Below are 22044 nucleotides of genomic sequence, written 5' to 3'. Positions count from 1 at the left end.
GTTCTCTCCTTGAGTGGCTCGGAGATGCTCTTTCTCATGCGCTGCCTTCTGGTGGTCGCGGCAGTCCGGCTGGGGCTGACGCTGTTCTCCTATAACCGTGTTCGCGCCATGGTGACGCGGCTGGATGCGCGGCGGTCTGCCAGCATTGCCGAGCTGCGGCGAGTCGCCTGGGGCGTCGCCGCGGCCGCCCGCCTTGTCCCGCGCGCAAGCTGCCTTACCCAGGCGCTGTCCGGTCAATACATTCTTGCCCGGCAAGGCAGCGCCTCGAAGATACGCATAGGCATAGAGCGGGGTACGGGCGCGCAGATGAAAGCCCATGCCTGGCTGATAAGCGGCAATCACATCGTCCTTGGCGGCTCGATCGGCAATTTCGCCCACCTTGTCGATCACGGTCGGTAGCCGATGAGCGGCGTGGCCGGAATTCTGCTCAGGCAGGGAGGCGCGCCGGCTGCCGCGGCAGACATCCAGCAAATGCTTGCGCGCATGCATCATCGCGCCCGTGATGGCAGCTCGTGGTGGATGGATACGAGCGCAGCTCTTGGTCATGCCTGGCTCAACACCACGGACGAACCCGGCCCCGGGCCCTTGACGATGGCCGGCGGCAAACTCGCCGTCACGGCGGACTGCCGGCTGGACAATCGGGATGAATTGCTGGCGAGGCTGGGTATCAGGGACCGGTCAGTCGCCGATGCCACGCTGTTGATGCGCGCCTATTTGCATTGGGGCGAGGCCTGTCCCGTGTATCTGCAAGGCGACTTCGCCTTCGCCATCTGGGACAGCGACCGCCAGGCGCTGTTTTGCGCACGCGATCCATTCGGGATCAAACCATTCTATTATCATTCGACGGAACGACGCTTCGTCTTTGCGTCGGAGATCGGACCGATCATGAGCGTCGACGGTGTCGGCGGGCGCCTCAGCGACCATCAGATTTCAGGCTTTCTGGCCGGCCTTCCCGACGATCCGCAATCCACGCCCTATACCGATGTCTTCCGCTTGCCGGCGCGCCACAGTCTTACCGTGACGGCGCAACAGATGGTGCTGCGCCGCTACTGGCAGATCGAGCCCTCGCCAAGGCCGATACGCTCGGATGCCGCCGAGGAATTCGCGCATCTGTTTTCGCAATCGGTGCGAAACAGGATGCGGGGGAGCCCTGCGGTCGGCGCGATGCTGAGCGGGGGTCTCGATTCCTCTTCGATCGCCTGCGTGGCGAGCCTGCACAATGCCGCGCAACAAAAGCCAAGACTGCCTACCTTCTCGCTGGTTTTCGAAAGAGGGTCGTCGATGGACGAACGGCCCTTTATCGACGCGGTGCTGAGACAGCAAGAGGTCGACGGCACCCTGCTTACCATCGGCAATTACGCACCCTTCGCCGAGTTCGAACGCGTCTTGCAAGAACAGGAGGGCACTTTCCTGGCCCCCGGCCTTACGTTGACCCGTGGCATCTACAGGGCCGCGGGCGCCAAGGGCGTCAAGATCCTCCTGGACGGCCATGGCGGAGACGAAGTCGTTTCGCAAGGCCATGGCTACCTGCACGAACTTGCCAATGCCGGCAGATGGATGGATCTCTGGCGGGAAGTCCGCAGCGCCTCCAACACTTATGGCGACGGCATTTGGAGTATGTATTTCAAATTCCTGGTCGCTTACGGGCCGGCCTGGCGCATCGCAAAACTCAAACATGCGGCAAATCGCGTTCTGGCCAGGATGCGGCGCCAGCCGGCGCGGGCGGTGAGCGGTCCGGGCTGGCGCGGCCTGGTCAATCCGGACCTTGCCAGGCGGACCGATCTTGTCGAGCGATTTCACCGGGCCGGATACATGCCGCCCTCCGTCAGCACCAGCGAGGCGTTGACCCATCGCTGGATCCTGTCGAACGGCCTCGTACCGCACGCCTTCGAGGTTCTCGACAAGGCCGCCGCCAATTTCGGCGTCGAGCCTCGCTATCCGTTCTGGGACAAACCGCTTGTCGAATTCTGCCTAGCGCTGCCGGGTGAGGAAAAGTTGAACAAGGGATTTGGCCGCTATGTGCTGCGCCGTGCCATGGAGGGGGTTTTGCCACCCGCGGTCCAGTGGCGGCGCGACAAGATCGATTTCACGCCCAGCCTCGTCAAGGGGATGATCGGCAACCACCGCGATCTTCTCGACAGCATCCTCGGCGCGGATGCCTACCGCATCGCCCCTTACGTCAACCTGCCGGAAGTGGCCGCAGCCTATGCCCGGATCTTGCGCCGGCCGGACGAAGCGGCACCGCTGGATGTCCAATATGTCTGGCGCTCGACCTCGCTGTCTCTCTGGCTGCGGCAAGTCCAACTCGGTGGGGGATATGCATGATGACTTGGAACACGCCGCTCGCCTCCGAGCCGGACCATGATCAGGCCCGCCCGGAACACAGGGCGCCAGAAGACAGGGCGCCAAGAGCGCGCCGCTTCTACAAAGCCTATGGCCTGACAATCCGTTCGGACGTGGCGCTGCCTGAACTTGAGCCCACCGAGCCGGCGGCGGCCGACGTGCTGATCACGGTCGGCCCGATCGATTTTCCTTCGATCGAAGCCGGAGCCGCTTTCCGGTTCGAATCAGAACAGCAATATCTGGCATGGCAAGCGGTCGGCGCATTTCTGATAACCGATGCCTGCCAGATCGATGTGGAGCCGGCTCCAGGCGTCGACGACCAGCTGATCGCGTTCCCGCTGCTGGGACCCGTCATGGCGCTTCTGCTGCATCAGCGCGGCTTGCTCGTCCTTCACGCCAGTGCCATCGCCGTCGGCGGCAAAAGTGCGATCTTCATGGGCGACAAGGGTGCCGGCAAATCGACGACGGCGGGCGCGATGATCCGTGCCGGGCATGGGTTGCTCACCGACGATGTCGTGGCGCTGGATCTGGCCGGCTCGGACGAGCCGGCGATCGTGCCTGGTTTTCCACAACTCAAGCTGGCTGCTGACGCAGCCGCAGCCATCCCGATCAGGCAGGCCGAACTGCGCCCGCAAGTGCATCCGGCAATCGACAAGACACAGCATCGCCTGCTTGGCGGCTTTTCTCGGGACAAGGTTCCAGCGACGAGAATCTACATACTCGAGCGCGGCGAAAGGGCGGCGATCTCGCCTTTGCCTGCGGTCGGCGCCCTGTCGGCAATCATCAGATTCTCTTACGTGACACGCTTTGGCCGCCCGGCCTTGGCCGGCGATTTCGCGGCCAGACATCTCAGGCACTGCGCGCGGTTGGCCGACCATGTCGGGGTGTGCCGCCTCGAAGTGCCGACGGGCCTCGGTAGGATCGGTGAAGCCGTGGATCTCATTGAACGGGATCTGGCGTCCGACAACCGTTCGCGGTGAACAGAACATGTCAAAGTCATCGATCTTTCGCCTGTCGCTGTTTCGAGAAGCCGCCGCATTCGGCGCCGTCATGGCGCAAATCGGCGGGCGGCGAACCTGGACGGCATTGATCTTCCTGATCCTGGGAAGCCTGACCGAAGGCATCTCGATCCTTCTTCTCATCCCGCTGCTGCATCTGATTGGGCGCTCCGACCAGAATTTCACAATCAAGCTTCCGGACAATGATCTGGTGCGCTGGCTGGCCCCCGACGGGACGCTGCAACTGGCGACCGTGCTTTGCGTGCTCGTCGGGCTCGTCACCCTGCAGGCCGCTTTCAACCGCTTCAAATCCGTCTACATGGCCAAGCTCCTCTATGATTTCGTCAACCGCCTGCGCATGAACCTGTTCGAGGGCATCGGAAGGGCGCGCTGGGGCATATTCACGCGCATGCGTAGTTCCGACCTCGATCATGCGCTCACCGGCGACATAGACCGGGTACAGGCCGCGGCCTTTTCGCTCCTGATGCTGGTGCAGACCGCCGTGCTTCTGGCGGGCTATCTTGTCGTCTCGCTCTTTATCTCTCCGGTGATGACCTCGTTCGCGGTGGTGATCGGCATCATCATGTTTGCCGCGCTTCAGCCATTTCGTGCCAGGGCCACCGCATTCGGTCGGGTTTTGACCACCAATCGCCAGGATCAGTACCGGACGGTCTCGGAATTCCTGGGTGGCATCAAGGTGGCCAAGAGCCTGAACGTCGAGGCTACCTATTTCGCGCAGCTTCAGTCGATCCTCGAGAAGATGAAGGCTGACAACATCAATTACGTGCGCAACAGCACGATCGGCACCGCATTGTTCCAGATCGCAAGCGTCGTCGGGCTGAGCCTGTTCATCTATGTCGCGCTGGTTCGCTTCAACCTGTCGCTTGCCGAGATCGTCGTTCTGCTTCTGGTCTTCATGCGCATCGCGCCACGCTTCATGGAATTGCAGACGCAAGCCCAGCAGGTTTTGATCAACCTGCCTGCCTATGCCTCTATGCGCAGCCTTCAGACACTTTTCGACGCCGAGCGCGAACCGGGCGATGCCGCGCCGCAGGAGAGCGGCAAGCTGTCGCTCGATATGGGGCTGAACATCCGCAGTGTTTCCTTTGCCTATGGAGATGGCACCGGCAAGACAGTCGTGAGCGACATCACCTTCGGTCTTCCCGCCGGCAAGGTCACCGCCCTTATCGGCCCTTCGGGATCGGGCAAGAGCACGATCGCCGACATGCTGCTCGGCCTGCTCGAGCCGACGGAAGGCAAAATTCTTGCCGACGGCGTCGAGATCGACGAAGGCAATCGCCGGCGCTGGCGCGATCAGGTTGCCTATGTGCCGCAGGACGTGTTTCTTCTGCACGATACGATCGCAGCAAACCTGCGGCTTGCCGCGCCGCAAGCGAGCAATGACGATCTCTGGACAGCGCTTCGATCCGCCCAGGCCGGCGACTTCGTCGAGCGGCTCGAACACCAGCTCGACACGGTGGTCGGCGACCGCGGCGTGCGGCTCTCGGGCGGCGAACGCCAGCGGATAGCCCTGGCGCGGGCGTTGCTTCGCAAACCGTCACTGCTCATTCTGGATGAAGCCACCAGCGCGCTCGATTGGCAGAATCAGTCGCTGATCGCCCAGTCGATCGACGGGCTGCGCGGCGCGATGACCATACTGACCATTGCGCACCGGCCATCGATGATCGCCTTCGCCGACTGGGTGGTCGCGATGGAAAACGGCCGCATGGTCGAGGTCGGGCAATATCAGAGGTTGAAGGAAAAATCCGGAAGCCGGTTGTCCAGGATGTTGTCAGGCGAGCAGTCCGACAGGGAACCTGCCGACGCGACCTGAGGTCCTGTCAACATCGCGAACTGACGCGAAGTCAGCGCAGGCTTCGCCTGGCGCTGAACTTCTCGCCATCGGCCGCTTCGGCCGAACTGAGCTTTCGTTCGGCGTCGCGAATCTTGTCGGCCGGCGTCGGGGCGTTTCTGGCAATCATGATGAAGACCAGCAGAAAATAGCCCAGTTGAATGACAATGGCGCAGCCGATGACACGAAAAAGCGTCGTGCTGAACGAGGCACCACCCAAGTAAGACCAAGCGACCACGATCGCCAGGGCGAAAATCATGCCGACGATGAATTTTGGTAATGACATACCCCACAGCCTGTCAAATCTGCTCGGGCATAAATCGATGATTGACCCACCCCGAGCCTCCCTTCGCCATGCGAGCTTATCAAATCGCCCGCTTTTCGGCCGGTTGCTTCCGGCCTTTCCCAAACTGTCCATACTCCGACAGAAACCAATTGCAATTCTATTGGGGCGTGCAATAGCCGGCAAGGCCAACCACAAATAAATTTGAATGAGCTGACCAGATCGACTCTGCCATGCTGCGATGCACACATCGGCATCAACGCCAGCGACCGGATATGGACTCCCTTCAGTAAGATCTACAATATTGATTAGTATTTTACGTTAAAATCCATCTATATTTTGCGTCTCTAGAGCGCGCTGATGCTCACAACTGCCGCATAAAGAGCCATTCGCCCGAAATCGGTCCCAAAAAAGCACTAGATTTTTCAAAGTTGCCCATATTATGTCACACGCATGCCATAAAGGGCAAATTTTGTGCAGGATCAGTTTATTATTTAGTCAATTCATGACGCGACTATTTCAGGCCGGCGGGAAATTGTGTGTTGCGCTGCACCATTTTTTTGGTATCGTGCACCGAACCATCCGTTCCACGTATGGAGACTAAAGCATGAGGGACATTGCCAAGCCGGCCAATGTGGATTTTTCGGAGGCTGGCATCGATTTTCCGCCACCAATCGGCGGTCTCATCAAGCGCAGCTTCGATATCGCCGGTTCTCTGATTGGGTTGATTGCTCTCAGCCCATTATTTTTGATGGTCGCGTTGCTCGTCAAATTTTCCGACGGCGGACCGATTTTTTACGGTCACAGCCGAATCGGCCGGGGAGGACGGATTTTCCCGTGCCTCAAGTTCCGCACGATGGTTCAGGACGGCGAACGGGTGCTGGCCGCACATCTTGCAGCTAACCCGGACGCCAAGGCCGAATGGATAGCGACCCGCAAGCTGAAGGACGATCCCCGTGTGACGCGTGTCGGCGCCGTGCTGAGGAAGCTCAGCCTCGATGAACTGCCGCAAATCATCAACATCCTGCAGGGGGAGATGAGCCTTGTCGGGCCGCGCCCAGTGGTGCGTGACGAATTGGAGATCTATGGCAATTCGGCTGTCTACTATCTGAAATCGCGCCCCGGTCTGACCGGGCTGTGGCAAGTCAGCGGGCGCAACGATGTTTCCTATGACAGCCGTGTCGCCTTCGACCGCCACTATGTAGAGAACTGGTCGCTGTTCGAGGACATTCGCATCATCATCAAGACCGTTCCTGCGGTCTGGATGTCGCGAGGTTGCTACTGACAGGGTCCCGCATCGGGCGAGCCTGTCTAGACGGCAAGCATTCTGCAGCAAACTCAATGGGCGGGGCCAAAGCGGATCGGAAAACGTTCAGTTGAAAACAAACATCTTCGAGATCTCCCGCGCCGGCATTCTTGCGAATCGCATGCGGCGGATACGGCTTGTGACCACTTGCCTCGCGCTGGTGCTTGCCGTCCCCCAATTTGCCGCAGCCGACGAGTACCGTCTCGGATCGCAGGACAAGCTAACCGTCCGCGTCGCCGAATGGCAGACCGTCGAGGGCACGTTTCGCGACTGGTCGGCCGTCAATGGAGAATACACGGTCGGTCCCGCCGGAACATTGTCGGTGCCGTTCGTCGGCGAAATGCCAGCATCCGGCAAGACCACGGCCGAGATCGCAGCCGCGATCGGCGAGGCGCTCCAGCGCAAGCTCGCTCTGGCGGACCGGCCGGAAGCCTCCGTCGAAATGGCGCAGTACAGGCCGTTCTACATCTCCGGGCAAGTCGAGACCCCTGGCCAATATCCTTACGTGCCCGGCCTGACCGTGCTGCGGGCGATGAGCATCGCCGGTGGAATCCGGCGGGGCGGGGATGGACAGCGCTATGACCGCGACCTGATCAATGCCAAGGGCGATTTCGATGTTCTTGACGACCAACGGGTCCGGCTGATCGTCAAGCGCGCGCGCATCGAAGCGGAACTGGCGGACAAGCCGTCATTCGAAGCACCGAAGGAAGTGGCCGACGATCCAAAGCTTCCCAGCATCGTTGCCGACGAGATGGCGATCCTGACGGCCGACCAGAAAAAGCTCAAGCTGCGACTGCAGGCGCTCGACGATCTGAAGGCGCTGCTGCAGAGCGAGATCGAATCACTGCAGAAGAAGATCGTCAACCAGCAGCGCCAGGTCGACCTGGCAAAGGAACAGCTGAATGGCATCGGCTCGCTGGCGCAAAAGGGCCTGGTCGTCAACACGCGGCTCTTGAATTCACAACAGACGATCGCCGACCTGGAAGGCCAGATCCTGGACTATGATACTGCCATCCTCACCGCCAGGCAGTCGATCAGCAAGGCCACCCAGGACGCCATCGATCTTGAAAACACCCAGAATGCGGGCCTGGCCGCCGACCGGCAGCAGACGGAAGCCGATCTGAACCAGGCAATGCTCAAGCTGAACATGCAAAAAAGCTTGATGTTGGAGGCCGTGTCGGGAAACCCCAGCGCCCAAATGAATGGCACCAACGAAGAGCCGGCGCTGACGTTTGCCCTGGTTCGGGTGGTCGACGGCAAGACCAGCGAAATCACCGCCGGCGAAGACACGCCGGTGCTGCCCGGAGACGTGATCAAGGTCAAGCTGGCGCCCTTGGCTGTTCAATAGGTTTTTCGACCGGCGTCGAACAGAGGAGTAATTACGCTGCAAGGAGATGTCGTGCTTTAGTTTGCAACTCGAATCCGAGGGGAACTTTGTCATGCACAGTGAAAGGGACGCAATCGTCGATCGAGAAAGAGAATTCCACAATCTCAGATTTGGTCAGGAGGAGGATCCAAGAGGAAGTCTGGACAAGTGGTATCGAACAATTCGCCACGGTGCTGAACGTCAAGACGAGGAAATAAAACGCCTTTCGAAAAAGGCGGACGTGCTCGAGTATGGTTGTTCCGATGGCGGGTGGTCCCTGCATTCCCTGCATCTGCCTGGTCTTTGCCGATCTCTGGCGGGGATCGATATTTCGGACGTAGCAGTAAACAAGGCGAACGAACGGGCGAGTAAGCTGGGAAGCACGAACGCTACATTCCTGGCGATGAATGCGGAAGCCATGTCCTTCGAGGACAACAAGTTCGACCTGGTGTATGGACGCGGGATCATCCATCACCTGGACCTGGATCGGTGTTTTTCCGAGGTGGTCCGTGTCTTGAAGCCGAACGGCGTGGCGTCATTCTACGAGCCGATGGGACACAATCCTCTCCTGAATGCCTATAGAAGGCGAACACCACTCATCCGCACCGCTGATGAACATCCTTTGTTAACTTCAGACTTTGCGTTGGCTCGCCGCTATTTCAGCAATGTCCAGGTGAAATATTTCGGCCTGTGCTCCGTAGGAAGCGCGCTGATGCCGCGAAGCATCTCGGAGACCGTCTACACAGTTGGCAAAGCTGTCGATTCAGTCGTTCTGACGCTTCCCTTTGTGAAGCGGTTCGCATGGTATGCGCTCCTAACCCTTAGGGCCTGATCTTAGCCCCTGCGGTTTCTGGTTCCGCGAGGTTGGCCGCAGTCCACCGGGGACGGGCGAAAGGCACCCTAAGCAGCTTGAAGTAGCTGTAATAGAGGAGGAAAGAGCCCGTGATGTAGGGGTTGAAGGTATCGATCTCGACGAAGGACCGGATGACCAAAAGCACCATCACGCCAGCAAGAATCACCGACTCGGCCTGCCATGTCCTGAATATCAATGCCGATATGTGGCCCCACAGCGTGCGTAGGATGATCAGCGAAATCAGCGTCGCCCCGACATAACCAAGCTCGACGAGGGCTTCGATATAGGTGTTGTGGAAGTGGAAGCCGCTGCGGGTGGTGATGTAGAATTCGTTCCAGAGCCGCTCGGCCTCGGCAAAACCCTGCACCCAATAGGCCGCATAGCCGACGCCGAGGATCGGTGATCGCTGCGCCGCTTCCCAACCCTGTTGCCATAGATAGGTCCGTCCGGTGAGCGTGGAATCCTTGCCAAAGAGGCCAAGGACGAAATCCAGAAGTCCCGCATTGACGGCAACCAGCGCGGCCGTGACCAGTCCGCATGCGCCGACCAGGAAAATCACCCGTCGATAGCGGAGCGAAAGCGTCTTGGACATGGTAAGCAAGGCCACCAGAGCGAGAACCGCCGGTATCGAGGCCGTCGAGGTGGCCGAATGTGCAGCGACCAGCAGATAGGTTGACAGAAAGACGACCGGCACCGTCAGTAACAGGCTCAGCCGGCCGCGTCTGAGAAAGACCAGATAGACAACGCAAAAGTAGATGCCGAGCGACGCGACAAAGCCGAGCTGGTTCTTGGAGCTGAACGCGCCGACGAAATTGTATGTTCCGTCGAGCCCGTCATAGGAATAACCGCCGACCGCGAGCGAATAGAGCAGGGCGAAAAAAATCCCGATCAAGGCGCCGATCGTCAATGTCCGAACGCTGACGGTGCGCGCGGCGATGTAGGCGCAGGCAATATGGGAACAATACTGGACCGCGGTCCTCACCGTGATGCCGGGGGCATCCGACCAGAACACCGAGAAACAGATGTAGAAGGCAAAAATCAGCGGAAGCCAGGCACTGGATAAGCCTCGCAGCACCCGCCGATAATCCACCAGGATAAGAGGCAGCCAGACCGCGTAATAGGCCAGGATCAGGATCGGGCCAAAAATGGTGGAATAGGAAAACGCCCAGATGGAAACGGCAACGGCAAAAGCGCCGTAGACCGAGTTCTTCTCCGGGTCGATCAACAGAGATTTTGGAATCTTCATCTCGGTAGCGGATTCCCGATCATGCAACTCCACGCAATTCAGCGCCGATTCGCCGCCGCGCCCCTTAGGGCATTTCCATTGTGCAGTGCAATATAACCCAACCTCCGCAGTCTGTCACCCAAAAGACTGTTTTTGGTCCAGCATCGTGCCGATCGACCGGCACTGGCGACCAGACGCGGGCTTGCCAACAAGGGACGGAAAAGAGAAACAGTTGGCAGACGCTGGTCACCCAAGCTGGAGGGAAATGATGGACAAACCTCGAATCTTCCTGGGTTCTTCAGGAAAGCAGAAGAAACTGCTGCAGGCGCTGACGCGCGGCCTCGAGGACATTGCGAATGTGGAGCCCTGGACGACATCCTTCAATCCCGGGACGACCACACTGGGGCGCCTCCTCGAGCTTACGCGTGAAGTCGACTTCGCCGCTTTTGTGTTCGCTCAGGATGACTGGACCAGTGTGAGCCAGCCGGCATCGTCTGCCGCGGCATCGGCTCAAGCTTCTCCGCGAGACAATGTGGTTTTCGAGGCCGGCCTTTTCGGCGGCGTCCTTGGAATGCGCCGGACGTTCATCCTCCATGCCAATGGCTCCAAGCTTCCAAGCGATCTGCTCGGCCTCACCTCCGTAAGGTATGGCGAAGCGACGACCGGCGCGGAAATGAGGGCGATCAACCAAAAGCTGCGCAACGCGATCGAGAATGAAGGTCGTATCGCCCGCATAGAGGGCCTTTGGTGGCAATTTTCTCTTTCGGAGCGAACCGCAAAAGAACCATCCGCCGTGAGTCTCCTGCGTATATCGAGAGACGGCGATGGTGCGCTGGAGGTGACCGGTCGCTCGTGGCAGGAGAATGGCAGTCTGTCGGCCCGATACTGGAGCGAAGCGGTGAAGGAGAGAAAGGAGCCTTCCGGCGTCTTCTACTTTTGGAATGGAGAACGGCCCTTGGACGTGAACGCGTCGCAGTTGTACGGGACAGGAGAGATCCGGCTGGAGTCCGCCGATCGCGCGTCCGGGTACTTCATCACGCGAGCCGACACACAGCCAAAACTGAACGCGCGCACCTCCGGTGTCTACTTGCGCGCCGATCCGGACGATCTGAGCATCCTGGACGGACGCGACAATCAACGGCGCGTGGAATTGATCGCGGAGCAGCTGAGCCATTGGCAATCGATCAAGAACGTCTGAACTCAACACGCATGGGAGTCGCTTTGACCCGTGTGCGACACCTTCAATCGCCCTTCGTGGCCCACTGAACCCGTTCGGGGCTCCAGATCCCAGCTTGCACTTGCCCGCTGTTGACTTCACATTCGCCGCCGATGGCGGCCGGCCGGCGCCTCCCGGACAAGAGACAGCAAGGAAGATCACATGCCGATGAGTTTCACGGGACGGTTTGCCGGACGCTCGGCCGTGATCACCGGCGGCGCCTCCGGCATCGGTCTCGCCGTGGCGCGAAGGATCGTTGACGAGGGCGGGCGCGTTTCGATCTGGGATCGCGACCCCGCCCAGATCGAGCGCGCCACCACTGTCGTTGCGAGCTTGCACGGCGTGACGGTCGACGTCGCCGATCCCGCAGCGGTCGAAGGCGCTGCCCGGCAGACGATCGAAACACTTGGGGCGATCGATATCCTGGTCACCAGCGCCGCCATCACCGGACCGAACATGACGATGTGGGAGTATTCCACCGACGATTGGCGCCGGGTCGTCGACATCAACATCAACGGCGTCTTCTACTGCAACAGGGCGCTGGTTCCGCACATGCTGGAACGCAATTACGGCAGGATCGTCAACATCGCCTCGATCGCCGGCAAGGAGGGAAATCCCAACGCATCGGCCTACAGCACATCGAAGGCGGCGGTGATCGGCATGACCAAGTCGCTCGGCAAGGAACTGGCCAAGACCAAGGTGACGGTGAACTGCGTCACGCCGGCCGCCGTGCGCACGGCGATCTTCCAGCAGATGAGCCAGCAGCACATCGACTTCATGCTGTCGAAAATACCGATGGCGCGCTTTGGCGAGGTCGAGGAGGTGGCGGCGCTGATCTCATGGATCGCTTCCGAGGAATGCTCGTTCACGACCGCTGCCGTCTTCGACGTTTCCGGCGGCCGGGCCACCTATTGAGGCAGACTGGACGCGACCTGCCGATAGGCTCTGCGCTGCCCGACCGGAGTCCTCTTCATTTGCCTGACGTTGAATCTTCCCTGCCCGATGAGGACCTGCTCGACCGCTTCCAGCGCGCAGCCTTCGACTATTTCCTGGAAACCGTTAATCCGGAGAACGGGCTGGTCGCCGACACGTCGCGGCCAAATTGGCCGGCAAGCATCGCTGTAATCGGCTTCGCGCTGTCCTGCTATCCGGTCGGGGTCGAGCGCGGCTGGGTGACACGCGATGCCGCCTCGAAGCTGACGCTTGCCGCACTGCGTTTCTTCTGGAACAGCCGGCAAGGCAATGGCGACGATGTCACCGGCCACAAGGGTTTCTACTATCACTTCCTCGACATGCGAACCGGCCTGCGTGCCTGGCGCTGCGAATTATCGATGGTGGACACGGCACTGCTGATGGCCGGCGTGCTGGTGGCCGGGGCTTATTTCCAGGGCGACAGCGAAGACGAGGTCGAAATCCGCGAACTGGCGGACGTGCTCTACCGGCGTGTCGACTGGCGTTGGGCGCAAGGCCGCCGTCCAACCTTGCGGCAAGGCTGGAAGCCGAAGAGTGGCTTTCTGTACTCTGACTGGGAGGGCTACAACGAAGCGACGATCCTCTATGTCCTGGCGATGGCCTCACCGGACAGACCGGCCTCGGACGACAGCTATGCCGCCTGGACGGCGACATATCAGTGGGAGAACATCTACGGCCACGACGTGCTCTATGGCGGGCCGCTGTTCATGCACCAGTTCTCGCATGCCTGGATCGACTTCAATGGTATCCGGGATGTGTTCATGCGCGAGAAGGGCTCGGACTATTTCGAAAACAGCCGCCGCGCGACCTACATTCACCGCGACTATGCGCGGCAAAACCCCCATGGCTTCGGCGGCTATGGCGACGGGCTGTGGGGTCTTTCGGCGGGTGATGGACCCGGCAACTTCCGTGCGCAGATCGAGCGGCGGCCGCGCAGATTTTCCGCCTACGCGGCGCGTGGCGCGCCCTTCGGCCCGGACGACGGGACGATCGCGCCGTGGTCCTGTCTCGCATCGCTGCCCTTCGCGCCGGAAATCTGCCTGCCGGCGCTGCGGCATCTCACAGAACGCCACCCCGAGGTGACCGGCAAATTCAGGATGCCGAGCGGCTTCAATCCGACTCTGGCGAACCGGCGAGGCTTCGGGCCGAGCGGCTGGGTGTCGGAAGGACACTACGGGTTGGATCAGGGCATCGTCGTGCTGATGATCGAAAACCACCGCTCGCGCCTGATCTGGGATCTGATGCGATCGAGCCCTCCTATCCGTCTAGGCCTGCGCAAGGCCGGGTTCAGCGGCGGCTGGCTGTCGCAGCCGGCGAGCCCTTCTGAGGTTGGTTATGTCGAATGATGGCCATGGCTTTGCCGGTCGACCACAGCGACAGCGGCCTGATCAAGGATCTATAGTGGCTTGGCCGCGGCGAGCCAGGTCAGGCCGGCATTTTTTAATGCCTTCCGGCCTGCCTGATCCGTGCGCGATACTGCCGAATTTGGTTAGCCGGCAAATGTATAGGCGGTTTTCACAGTGGTATAGAATTCCGCTGCATAGCGGCCTTGTTCGCGCGGGCCATAGCTCGATCCCTTGCGGCCACCGAAGGGAACATGGAAATCGACGCCTGCCGTCGGCAGGTTGACCATCACCATGCCGGCCTCCGAATTGCGCTTGAAATGCGTGGCGTGCTTGAGGCTCGAGGTGCAGATGCCCGAGGTCAATCCGAAAGGCGTGTCGTTGGCCACGGCGAGCGCCTCATCATAGTCCTTGACACGGATGACGCTGGCGACAGGCCCGAAGATCTCCTCGCGTGAAATGCGCATCGCGTTGCTGGCTCCGGTGAACAGCGCCGGCTGCAGGTAGAAACCGGGCGTTTCGCGATCGAGCCGCTCGCCGCCGAAAGCGAGATCGGCGCCTTCCTTGCGGCCGAGGGCGATGTAATCCTCGTCCTGTTTCAGCTGGCTGCCGTCGACGACGGGACCGATCTGGGTTTTCGCATCGAGGGCATCGCCAATGACCAGCTTGCTCATGCGGTCTTTCAGCGCCTCGACGAAACGATCGTGAATGGCGTCGGTCACGATCAGCCGGGACGATGCCGTGCAGCGCTGGCCGGTCGAGAAGAAGGCGCCATTGAGCGCGCAGTCAACCGCCGTGCCAAGGTCGGCATCGTCGAGCACGACGAGCGGGTTCTTGCCGCCCATTTCGAGCTGGAACTTGCGCATGTGCTCGACGCTGGCGGCGGCGACACGCTTGCCGGTGCCGACAGAGCCGGTGAAGGTGATGGCATTGAGATCGGGACTGTCGAGCAAGGCCTGACCGACCACCGAACCCTTGCCCATGACGAGATTGAGCACACCCTTGGGCAGGCCGGCGCGATGCAGGATGTCGACAATGGTCCAGGCGCTCTCAGGGACCAGCTCGGCCGGCTTGAAGACGATGGTGTTGCCGTGGGCCAGCGCCGGGGCGATCTTCCACGCGGGAATCGCGATCGGGAAATTCCATGGCGTGATGATGCCGACGACGCCAACCGCTTCGCGCGTGATCTCGACTCCGACTCCCGGCCGCACGCTCGGAACCAGTTCGCCCGACAGGCGCAGCGTCTCGCCTGCGAAGAAATCGAATATCTGGGCGGCGCGCACGGTCTCGCCGATGCCCTCGGCCAGCGTCTTGCCTTCTTCGCGCGCCAGAGACCGGCCGATTTCATCTTTCCGCGCGGTGATCTCGTCCGATGCCTTCCTCAATACTGCATGGCGTGTCAGCGGGCCGGAACGTGACCATGCCGCAAACGCCGCTTTCGCCGCAGCAATGGCTTGCCGGGCCTGCTCAGCGCCAGCGGAAGCATATTCACCGACGACATCGCCTGTATTCGAGGGATTGATATTTTTGGAGCCGGGCTCGCCCACCCACTCGCCATCGATGAGATTCTTTCGAAACAGGGTCATGGTCTTTCCTTGTGGTGGTTCACTGATGGGTCATTTAACACCCAGTCATCCATCGCCCAAGTCATTTATCAGACAAATAGCGGCAGAGTGGGGCGTGTCAAATCGCTCACCGGTAGCCTATGAAGCGAGCCGGTGAAACCCCGTTGCGTATCGCACTGGAGGGTCGGACGAGATCTGTGCCGGTCAGATCGCGAAGGACCAGAACAGGCAGGCCAGCGTCGCCGCGGCGAAGATAACAAAGAACAGGCTTCTCAGCAGGATATTGCGCCGCAGCTCATTCATGAAGAGATGGCAGGCCACGACGGCCGCGACGAAAAGGAAGCGCCAGTTCAGCAGCGCCGCCAGGACGCCGCCCTGACCGAAAGCCCATCTGGCCGCGAGGCAACCGATGATCGTCGCGAACAACACAATCACCGTCCAGAAGATGGCATCCGCAGCATTTGTCAGAACGATGCTGGCGGCCCTGATGGGCAGGATCATCATCAGCAGCGCGCTGAAGAAATACACGGCGGCAAGTGGGATGAAAATTCCGGCGTCGGCAATGTCGTCGAGGCGTTTGGCGCCGATCGCGCCATAGGGATAGCCATGCCTGGCCACTGCCAGGCTCAGCGCCATCAGCAAAGCCGTCAGCACGGCGACCAGCGCGAATGAAGTGAGAGCCTTGCTCATGCCGTTCCCTGTCCCACCGTTCCTGTCTACAGCGCCGCGCGTCCTTTGGACGCGCAAAGGACGCTGTAGCACTTTTGTTTTGCGCATGATCCTTTCCAAAAATCGATTCCGATTTTCGGGGTCACGCGCATACGAATCGAACAAGGACGTTGGTAGCCCACGGTCGTAAACGGCTGGTAAGCGTCAGGAGCAGCGGTGGGAGCGGTTCCGCCTACCTATCGCCGTTCTCAAAGGCGCCTATGCCTTGCGCGATGAGGTTTGTCGCCATGACCAGGGAAATAATCGCGCCGGAGTTGAAGACCACGACCCACCATTTCCCACCGGCGAGAAAGCCGTAGCCGTCGGCAATGGCCAGCCCCCAATCGGCGGATGGGGGCTGTATGCCCAGGCCAAGAAAGCTCAGCGTGGCGATGGAAAAGAACGCATATCCCAACCGGGTGACGAGCTCGATGAGGATCGTTTCCCTGACATTGGGCAGGATCTCCAGGAACATGATGCCAAAGGTACTTTCGCCGCCAAGCCGGGCGGCGCTGACATAGTCGCGCTCGCGCTGCTCGCGCACGGCGGCGCGAACGGTCCTCGCCACAAGCGGCGCATAGGCAATGCCGATCACCAGAATGACGGTAAAGTTCGACGGGCCGATCGCGACCAGCGTCATGGTGACCAGAACGATGAAGGGAAATGCCATGAGCGTGTCGAGAAGCCGCGCGCCGACGACGTCGACCAGTCCATCGAAATAGCCGAGCACAAGCCCGATGACAGTACCGCTGGCGACGCCGGCCAGTGTCGCCAGCGGCGCAACCAGGAGAATGTCGCGCGAGCCGACGACGATCCGGGACAGCACGTCGCGGCCGAGCTGATCGGTGCCGAACCAGTGCAAGGCGTCGGGCGGCGCCAGCATGGCCAGGAAGTCCTCGGCATAGGGATCATAGGGAACGAACAGATCGCCGAACACGGCACATACGACCCAGAACAGCAGAACCGTCGAACCGATCACGACAGACGGCGGCAGCTCCGGCAGAGCATTCCATATCCTGCCCGGCAGGCCGGTCGCCCTGCCTGCTGGCGCGGGAAACTCCACCAGCTCCATCATGACGGGCTCCGGCGGCGTTGTCGCGGATCGAGCAGGGCCTGCACGAGATCGCCCGCTGCTGCCGACAGCACGAAAATCGCCGCCATCACCAGAACGCCGGCTTCAAGCATCGGGAAATCCCGCCCCTTGGCGGCGTTCAGCACCAGATTGCCCAGGCCCTGGATGCCGAACAGCGCTTCGATCACCACAAGTCCACCCAGCATGTATCCGGTCTGGGTCGCAAGGACCGCGATGGTCGGCGTAAGCGCATTGCGCAGCACGTGCCGAACGATGATCTCGGGCCGCTCGAGCCCTTTCAGGACGGCGGTGCGGGTGTAGTCAGCGGCCAGCGCCTCGATCACGCCAGCCCGCGTCATCCGGGCGATGTAACCGGCGAGATTCAGCACCAGGGGAAGGGCCGACAGTATCAGGTAATAGCTGCTGGTCCAAAAGCCCGCGCCGTCCGGAGCGACGCCGGATATCGGAAACCAGTTCAGCCACAGGCCGAAGACAATGAGCAGGAGCAGGCCGGAAACGAAGTCCGGCACGATGCCGAAGGAAACGCCCGCGAGCACGATCAGCCTGTCGATGAAGCGGCCCTGATTGAGCCCGGCGACGATGCCGGCGCCGATGCCCAGCGGCAGCAGAAAAACCAGGATGACGCCGGCGAGGGCAGCGGAGCGCTTGAGGCTTTCCAGCACGAACGGCGCCACCGGCCCACGCATCGACAGCGACGTGCCGAAATCGCCGGTGACCGCCTTGCTGAACCAGCGCCAGTACTGAACGAGGACAGGCTGGTCCGCGCCCAGCCGCTTGTTCAGTTCCGCAACCGCTTGCGCATCGGCGAACGGGCCGAGCATGACGCGGCCGACATCGCCGGGCAGAACCTGCCCGGCAAAGAAGACCAGGATGCTGACCAGCCACAGCGTGAGCAGAAGCGTGCCCAGGCGCGCCGACAGAGTGCGGCCGGTCAGCATCAGTTCTTGCCGCCCTGCCCGGAGCCTGTTCCATCCCGATGGAATCGGAATGGAACCCTATCCCGGTGTCCGGGCATCATGCCTGCACAAAGGAAACGCGGTCGAGCAGCAGATGCGAGATCGCGGTGAAGCGCACGCCCTCAACCTTGGTGCTGGTTATCCGGCTGTATTGCGAGAAGTAGCTGATGATCAGCGGCGTCTCGTCGAGCAGCAGATTCTGGATCTTGCCGGCGACAAGGCGCTGGGCGTTGAGGTCTCGCGCCTTGGAGTAGTCGAGCAGCAAGCCATCGTAGGCCGGATTGTTGAAATGCGCGGCGTTCCAGCTTCCCGAACTCTTGAGCGTGGCGTTGAGGAAGATGTCGGGCGTGCCACGGTGGCCGAAATCGGTGATGCCGAGAACCGAATCCAGCCAGGGCGAGCTGCCGAAGGTGGCCGAGCCGTAGTAGGCGTCCTGCGGCAGAACGTTGAGCTTGATGTCGATGCCGGCCTTCTTGGCGAAGTTCTGGATCAGCACCGCGTAGTCGGGAATGTCATAGGCGCGCTCGGTGGTCAGCGTCACCTCGAAGCCGTTCGGCACGCCGGCCTCGCCGAGCAGCCGCTTGGCCTCGGCAATGTCCTGCTTGCGCTGCGGCACCGACGGATCAGCCGAGGGGAAGATCGGCGCGAACGGGGTGTCGTTGCCGGCGATGGCGCGGCCTTTCAGCAGGCCCTTGACCACCGCCTCGCGATCGATGGTCAGCGCCAGCGCGCGGCGGACACGCTTGTCGGTGAAGGGCGCCTGGTCGGTCCTGAGATGCACCTCGTCATGCGAACTCGCCTGGACGCTGAGGATCCTGAAATTGGGATTGCCCTCGATCGCCAGTTCCAGGCGCGTCGTGCTCGGGATGACGTCGAGCTGGCCGGCCTGCAGCGCCAGCACCTGGGCCTGCTCGTCGTCGAAGAACTTGATCTCGACCCGGTCGGGGAGTGCCTTGTCGCCCCAGTAATCGCGATTGCGCACGAAGCTCGCACCCTGCTTGGGACGGAAGGATTCGAGCTTGAACGGGCCGGTGCCGTTGAAATTTTTCTCGAAATCGCCGGCATAATCGGCCGGCAGGATGACGGCGTTATAGACGTCGGAAGAAACATAGAAGGGAAAGTTGCTGTTCGGACCGTCGAGATCGAAGGCCACCGTCTCGTCATCGACCAGCTTGGCGCCGCCCTTGGACAGGATGCCCTTATAGGCCGACAGCGCCGACGAGCCGTTGGCCGGATCGACAAGCCGCTCAAAGCTCGCCACCACGTCCTTGGCCGTGACCGCGCGGCCATCGTGGAATTTCACGCCCTGCCGCAATTTGAAGGTCCAGCGGCTGGCTGTCTCATTGGCTTCCCAGGACAAAGCAAGCTTCGGCTGAAGCCCGTCCTTCGGATCGTCGAGGATCAAATATTCGCCGACCTGGCTGATCACCCCGATGCTGGCCGGATCGGTGACCGAAACCGGATCGATCGCCTTGGTCGGCTGGCCGAGCCCGACGCGGACCGTACCGCCCGTGGTGGCGGCACGCGCCACGCCGGGAGCGCCAAGCCCTTGCGAGGCGGCAAACCCGGTGAGGCCGATCAGCGCGGCATATTTCAGGAGATCGCGACGCTTGAGAAAACCACCCTGATATTCGTCGACGGCGGCATTCCAGATGTCTCCCGACTGGTTACGAAATAAGTCGATATCGTTGCGTCTGGTCATGTTGAAACCCCTGTCTGAAATGACGATTGAAAGATGCGTCTATGTGACGGGCTGGCCGTCGAGATGGATGCGGTCGACGGCCTGCGGATAGAAGGCGATGAGCCCCTTGATCTTCGGCATTTCAGCGATCGGGTCGCGGTAGCTCCAGGCGATGTCCTGATGCACCGAGCCGTCCTTGAGCAGGCCGGACCAGTAAGAGGCGATGCCCTTGTAGGGACATCGCGTCGTTGTTACAGACGCCGTCAGCCGCTCCAGCCTGACATCGTCCGGGCGCAGGTAGAAACGCGTCGGCAAATGGGTCTCGAACAGCAGCACCGGACGGTGGCTGTCGGCGATCGGCTCGCCATCGAACCATATTTCGACATGGCTCGAACTCTGCAGCACGTCGATGCGTGCATAGGGGTCGCGGGCATGGACGAAGACCTCCTCATCCTCCTCGAACCACTGATCGACCGCGTTCCAGGTGAAGGCGATGCGGCCGGCCAAGGGCGACAGGTTCTCATCCGGGGGTGCTGCAAAAGACCAGGCCGCGTCGGCGGAACGTCTGTCACCCGTATCGAGATCCCAGTATTTCGTTTCGCCGCCGACCGCGTGCTGCTGCCCATGTCTCGACGGCTTCAGCAGCGACCGGTCGACCGACGCCGCCGGGAAGAAATAGACCGGCAGGAAATGGTTGGAGCGAAGCACCAGGACGTTGCGGCTGTCGGCGATGGTGCGGCCGTCAAATTTGACGCGGACGCGCTTGGGGCTATGCAGGACATTGACGAGATGCGGAGCCGTCGCTTCGCGGGGCTGGAGTTTTGGCGCGGCGGTCATGATGGTTTCCTCGATACGCGTTCAGGACACGGCGCGCGCGTTGTCGCGCAACTCGGCGAAGCGATTGGCGGGGCGGGCGAGACCGAAGCGATCGCGCAGCGTTCCCGGCGCGTATTCGGTCGGGAAGACGCCCCGGCGCTGCAATTCCGGTACGACCTGTTCGGCAAAGTTTGTCCAGTCCTCGGGCAGCAGCGGGAACATCAGGTTGAAGCCGTCGGCGGCGCCCGAAACGAACCAGTCCTGCAACTGGTCGGCGATCTGTTTGGGCGTACCGACAACAGTCGGCACCGAACCGCTGTTGGCGAGCTTGCGGGCGATCTCGCGCAGGCTGAGATTCTGCTTCGACCACTGCTTGACCCGGTTGAGCGACGTGCGCCCGCCGTTGAACGTGCTCTCGTCCGGCAGGGGCGGCAGCGGCCCGTCCGGCGGGTATTGCGAGAGGTCCACCCCGCTCCAGCTTGACAGAAGATCGATGCCGACCCGATCGGGAAGCAGGGTCTGGAGATAATCCTGCCTTTCCCGACCTTCGGCTTCGGAGGCGGCGACGATCGGCAGGATCCCCGGCAGGATCTTGAAGCTCTCTGGCTTGCGGCCATAACGGGCGAGGCGTTCGTCGATGTCCTCCCGGTATTTGATGCCGTCTTCCCTGGTGCTGAATATGGCGAAGTGCACGTCGGCATGGGCGGTGGCGAAATTCTTGCCGTCCTCCGACGAGCCGGCCTGGACGATCAGCGGATGACCCTGCGGCGGCCGCGAGACGTTGAGCGGTCCGCGGACCTTGAAATGCGGACCTTTGTGATTGATCGCATGGACCTTTTCGGGGTCGGCGAAATAGCCCGACGCCTTGTCGAGAAGCAGGGCCTCGTCTTCCCAACTGTCCCACAGCGCTTTGACGATATCGAGGAATTCGGTGGCACGCTCATAGCGGAATGCGTGCTCGATATTGCCATCGCGGCCGAAATTGCGGGCCTCCTCGTCCATTGCGGAGGTAACCACGTTCCACGACGCCCTGCCCTTGCTGATATGGTCGAGGGAAGCGAACATGCGCGCCACATTGTAGGGCTCGCTGTAGGAGCTCGATGCCGTGGTGATCAGGCCGATGTGTTTGGTCACGCCGGCAAGAGCAGACAGCAGCGTCAGCGGCTCCAGGCGGGCATTCGCGTAGTGGGCGATGCCGCTCTGCACCGAGTCCCAGATTGCGACGTGATCGGCGACGAAAATCGTGTCGATCCTGGCGCGCTCTGCCGCCTGTACGAGCTCGCGGTAGTAGTCGAAGTCCAGCACTTCCCGGCCCGGCGCCCTTGGATGGCGCCATGACATGCGGTGATCGCCCTGCGGGTTGAAAAAGAATGCGCTCAGGATCATGTGGTCTCGAGCCATGCCGGCCTCCTTCCAAATCCAGGCGGGAGACCAGCGCGCTGCCTCGATCGGCCACGACCCGGCAATC

19 protein-coding genes are annotated in these 22044 nt (G+C 61.2%); 10 read left to right on the top strand and 9 right to left on the bottom strand.

Annotated features, from left to right (window positions below; genetic code table 11):
• Positions 1-36: 36 nt before the first annotated feature.
• From OHD62_RS04005 to OHD62_RS03990, 4 genes are read left to right on the top strand one after another with little or no spacing between them, the layout of a single operon-like run.
• Positions 37-399: a lasso peptide biosynthesis B2 protein gene (locus OHD62_RS04005; protein ID WP_263781105.1), complete on the top strand. Its 363-nt coding sequence runs from the start codon at positions 37-39 to the stop codon at positions 397-399.
• A gap of 3 nt (positions 400-402) precedes the next feature.
• Positions 403-2325 carry a lasso peptide isopeptide bond-forming cyclase gene (locus OHD62_RS04000; RefSeq protein WP_263781103.1) on the top strand — a complete coding sequence of 641 codons (1923 nt, stop codon included), beginning with the start codon at positions 403-405 and terminating at the stop codon, positions 2323-2325.
• Positions 2322-3323, top strand: coding sequence for a serine kinase (locus tag OHD62_RS03995; protein ID WP_263781102.1), 1002 nt, complete (start codon positions 2322-2324; stop codon positions 3321-3323). The genes OHD62_RS04000 and OHD62_RS03995 overlap by 4 nt, the downstream gene beginning before the upstream one ends.
• A gap of 7 nt (positions 3324-3330) precedes the next feature.
• Positions 3331-5175 carry an ABC transporter ATP-binding protein gene (locus tag OHD62_RS03990; RefSeq protein ID WP_263781101.1) on the top strand — a complete coding sequence of 615 codons (1845 nt, stop codon included), beginning with the start codon at positions 3331-3333 and terminating at the stop codon, positions 5173-5175.
• Positions 5176-5206: 31 nt separating this feature from the next.
• On the opposite strand, the gene OHD62_RS03985 is transcribed toward OHD62_RS03990, so the two are convergent.
• The gene (locus OHD62_RS03985; RefSeq protein ID WP_263781100.1) at positions 5207-5602 is read right to left on the bottom strand and encodes a hypothetical protein; all 396 of its coding nucleotides are present in this window, start codon (positions 5600-5602) and stop codon (positions 5207-5209) included.
• A gap of 481 nt (positions 5603-6083) precedes the next feature.
• Here OHD62_RS03985 and OHD62_RS03980 point away from each other — a divergent pair, with 481 nt between their 5' ends.
• The 3 genes from OHD62_RS03980 to OHD62_RS03970 all read left to right on the top strand — a co-directional run bounded on the left by OHD62_RS03980 (position 6084) and on the right by OHD62_RS03970 (position 8980).
• Entirely contained in the window at positions 6084-6761 is a 678-nt protein-coding gene (locus OHD62_RS03980; RefSeq protein WP_263781099.1) for a sugar transferase, read from the top strand.
• A 160-nt stretch (positions 6762-6921) separates the two neighbouring features.
• On the top strand, positions 6922-8130 hold the full coding sequence (locus tag OHD62_RS03975) for a polysaccharide biosynthesis/export family protein (RefSeq protein ID WP_263781098.1): 1209 nt from the start codon (positions 6922-6924) through the stop codon (positions 8128-8130).
• 91 nt (positions 8131-8221) lie between these two features.
• Complete coding sequence (locus tag OHD62_RS03970; RefSeq protein WP_107649203.1) at positions 8222-8980, top strand: class I SAM-dependent methyltransferase; 759 nt, start codon at positions 8222-8224, stop codon at positions 8978-8980.
• Here OHD62_RS03970 and OHD62_RS03965 read toward each other — a convergent pair.
• On the bottom strand, positions 8970-10247 hold the full coding sequence (locus OHD62_RS03965; RefSeq protein ID WP_263781097.1) for an O-antigen ligase family protein: 1278 nt from the start codon (positions 10245-10247) through the stop codon (positions 8970-8972). The two genes, OHD62_RS03970 and OHD62_RS03965, sit on opposite strands and share 11 nt — an antisense overlap.
• A gap of 247 nt (positions 10248-10494) precedes the next feature.
• Here OHD62_RS03965 and OHD62_RS03960 point away from each other — a divergent pair, with 247 nt between their 5' ends.
• From OHD62_RS03960 to OHD62_RS03950, 3 genes are all read left to right on the top strand, one after another.
• On the top strand, positions 10495-11424 hold the full coding sequence (locus tag OHD62_RS03960) for a nucleotide-binding protein (protein WP_263781096.1): 930 nt from the start codon (positions 10495-10497) through the stop codon (positions 11422-11424).
• A gap of 180 nt (positions 11425-11604) precedes the next feature.
• Positions 11605-12357, top strand: coding sequence for an SDR family NAD(P)-dependent oxidoreductase (locus tag OHD62_RS03955; RefSeq protein WP_263781095.1), 753 nt, complete (start codon positions 11605-11607; stop codon positions 12355-12357).
• Between the two features lie 59 nt (positions 12358-12416).
• Positions 12417-13760, top strand: coding sequence for a glucoamylase family protein (locus OHD62_RS03950; RefSeq protein WP_263781094.1), 1344 nt, complete (start codon positions 12417-12419; stop codon positions 13758-13760).
• Between the two features lie 143 nt (positions 13761-13903).
• Here the strand turns inward: OHD62_RS03950 and OHD62_RS03945 are convergent, their stop codons facing one another.
• From OHD62_RS03945 to OHD62_RS03915, 7 genes are all read right to left on the bottom strand, one after another.
• The gene (locus OHD62_RS03945; RefSeq protein WP_263781092.1) at positions 13904-15343 is read right to left on the bottom strand and encodes an aldehyde dehydrogenase family protein; all 1440 of its coding nucleotides are present in this window, start codon (positions 15341-15343) and stop codon (positions 13904-13906) included.
• Positions 15344-15526: 183 nt separating this feature from the next.
• Positions 15527-16012, bottom strand: coding sequence for a hypothetical protein (locus OHD62_RS03940; protein WP_263781090.1), 486 nt, complete (start codon positions 16010-16012; stop codon positions 15527-15529).
• A 211-nt stretch (positions 16013-16223) separates the two neighbouring features.
• Positions 16224-17105, bottom strand: coding sequence for an ABC transporter permease (locus tag OHD62_RS03935; protein ID WP_263781088.1), 882 nt, complete (start codon positions 17103-17105; stop codon positions 16224-16226).
• On the bottom strand, positions 17102-18061 hold the full coding sequence (locus OHD62_RS03930) for an ABC transporter permease (RefSeq protein WP_263781087.1): 960 nt from the start codon (positions 18059-18061) through the stop codon (positions 17102-17104). Before OHD62_RS03930 ends, OHD62_RS03935 begins: the two co-directional genes overlap by 4 nt.
• 76 nt (positions 18062-18137) lie before the next feature.
• Positions 18138-19781, bottom strand: coding sequence for an ABC transporter substrate-binding protein (locus OHD62_RS03925; protein ID WP_263781085.1), 1644 nt, complete (start codon positions 19779-19781; stop codon positions 18138-18140).
• Positions 19782-19820: 39 nt separating this feature from the next.
• A complete protein-coding gene (locus tag OHD62_RS03920) occupies positions 19821-20597 on the bottom strand; it encodes a DUF427 domain-containing protein (protein ID WP_263781083.1) in 777 nt (258 codons plus the stop codon).
• A 21-nt stretch (positions 20598-20618) separates the two neighbouring features.
• Entirely contained in the window at positions 20619-21977 is a 1359-nt protein-coding gene (locus tag OHD62_RS03915; protein WP_263781082.1) for an LLM class flavin-dependent oxidoreductase, read from the bottom strand.
• Positions 21978-22044: the final 67 nt, after the last annotated feature.

Source organism: Mesorhizobium sp. YC-39 (genome assembly GCF_025753795.1).
Taxonomy (GTDB): Bacteria; Pseudomonadota; Alphaproteobacteria; order Rhizobiales; family Rhizobiaceae; genus Mesorhizobium.
This window is presented reverse-complemented; position numbering and strand designations above follow the sequence as displayed.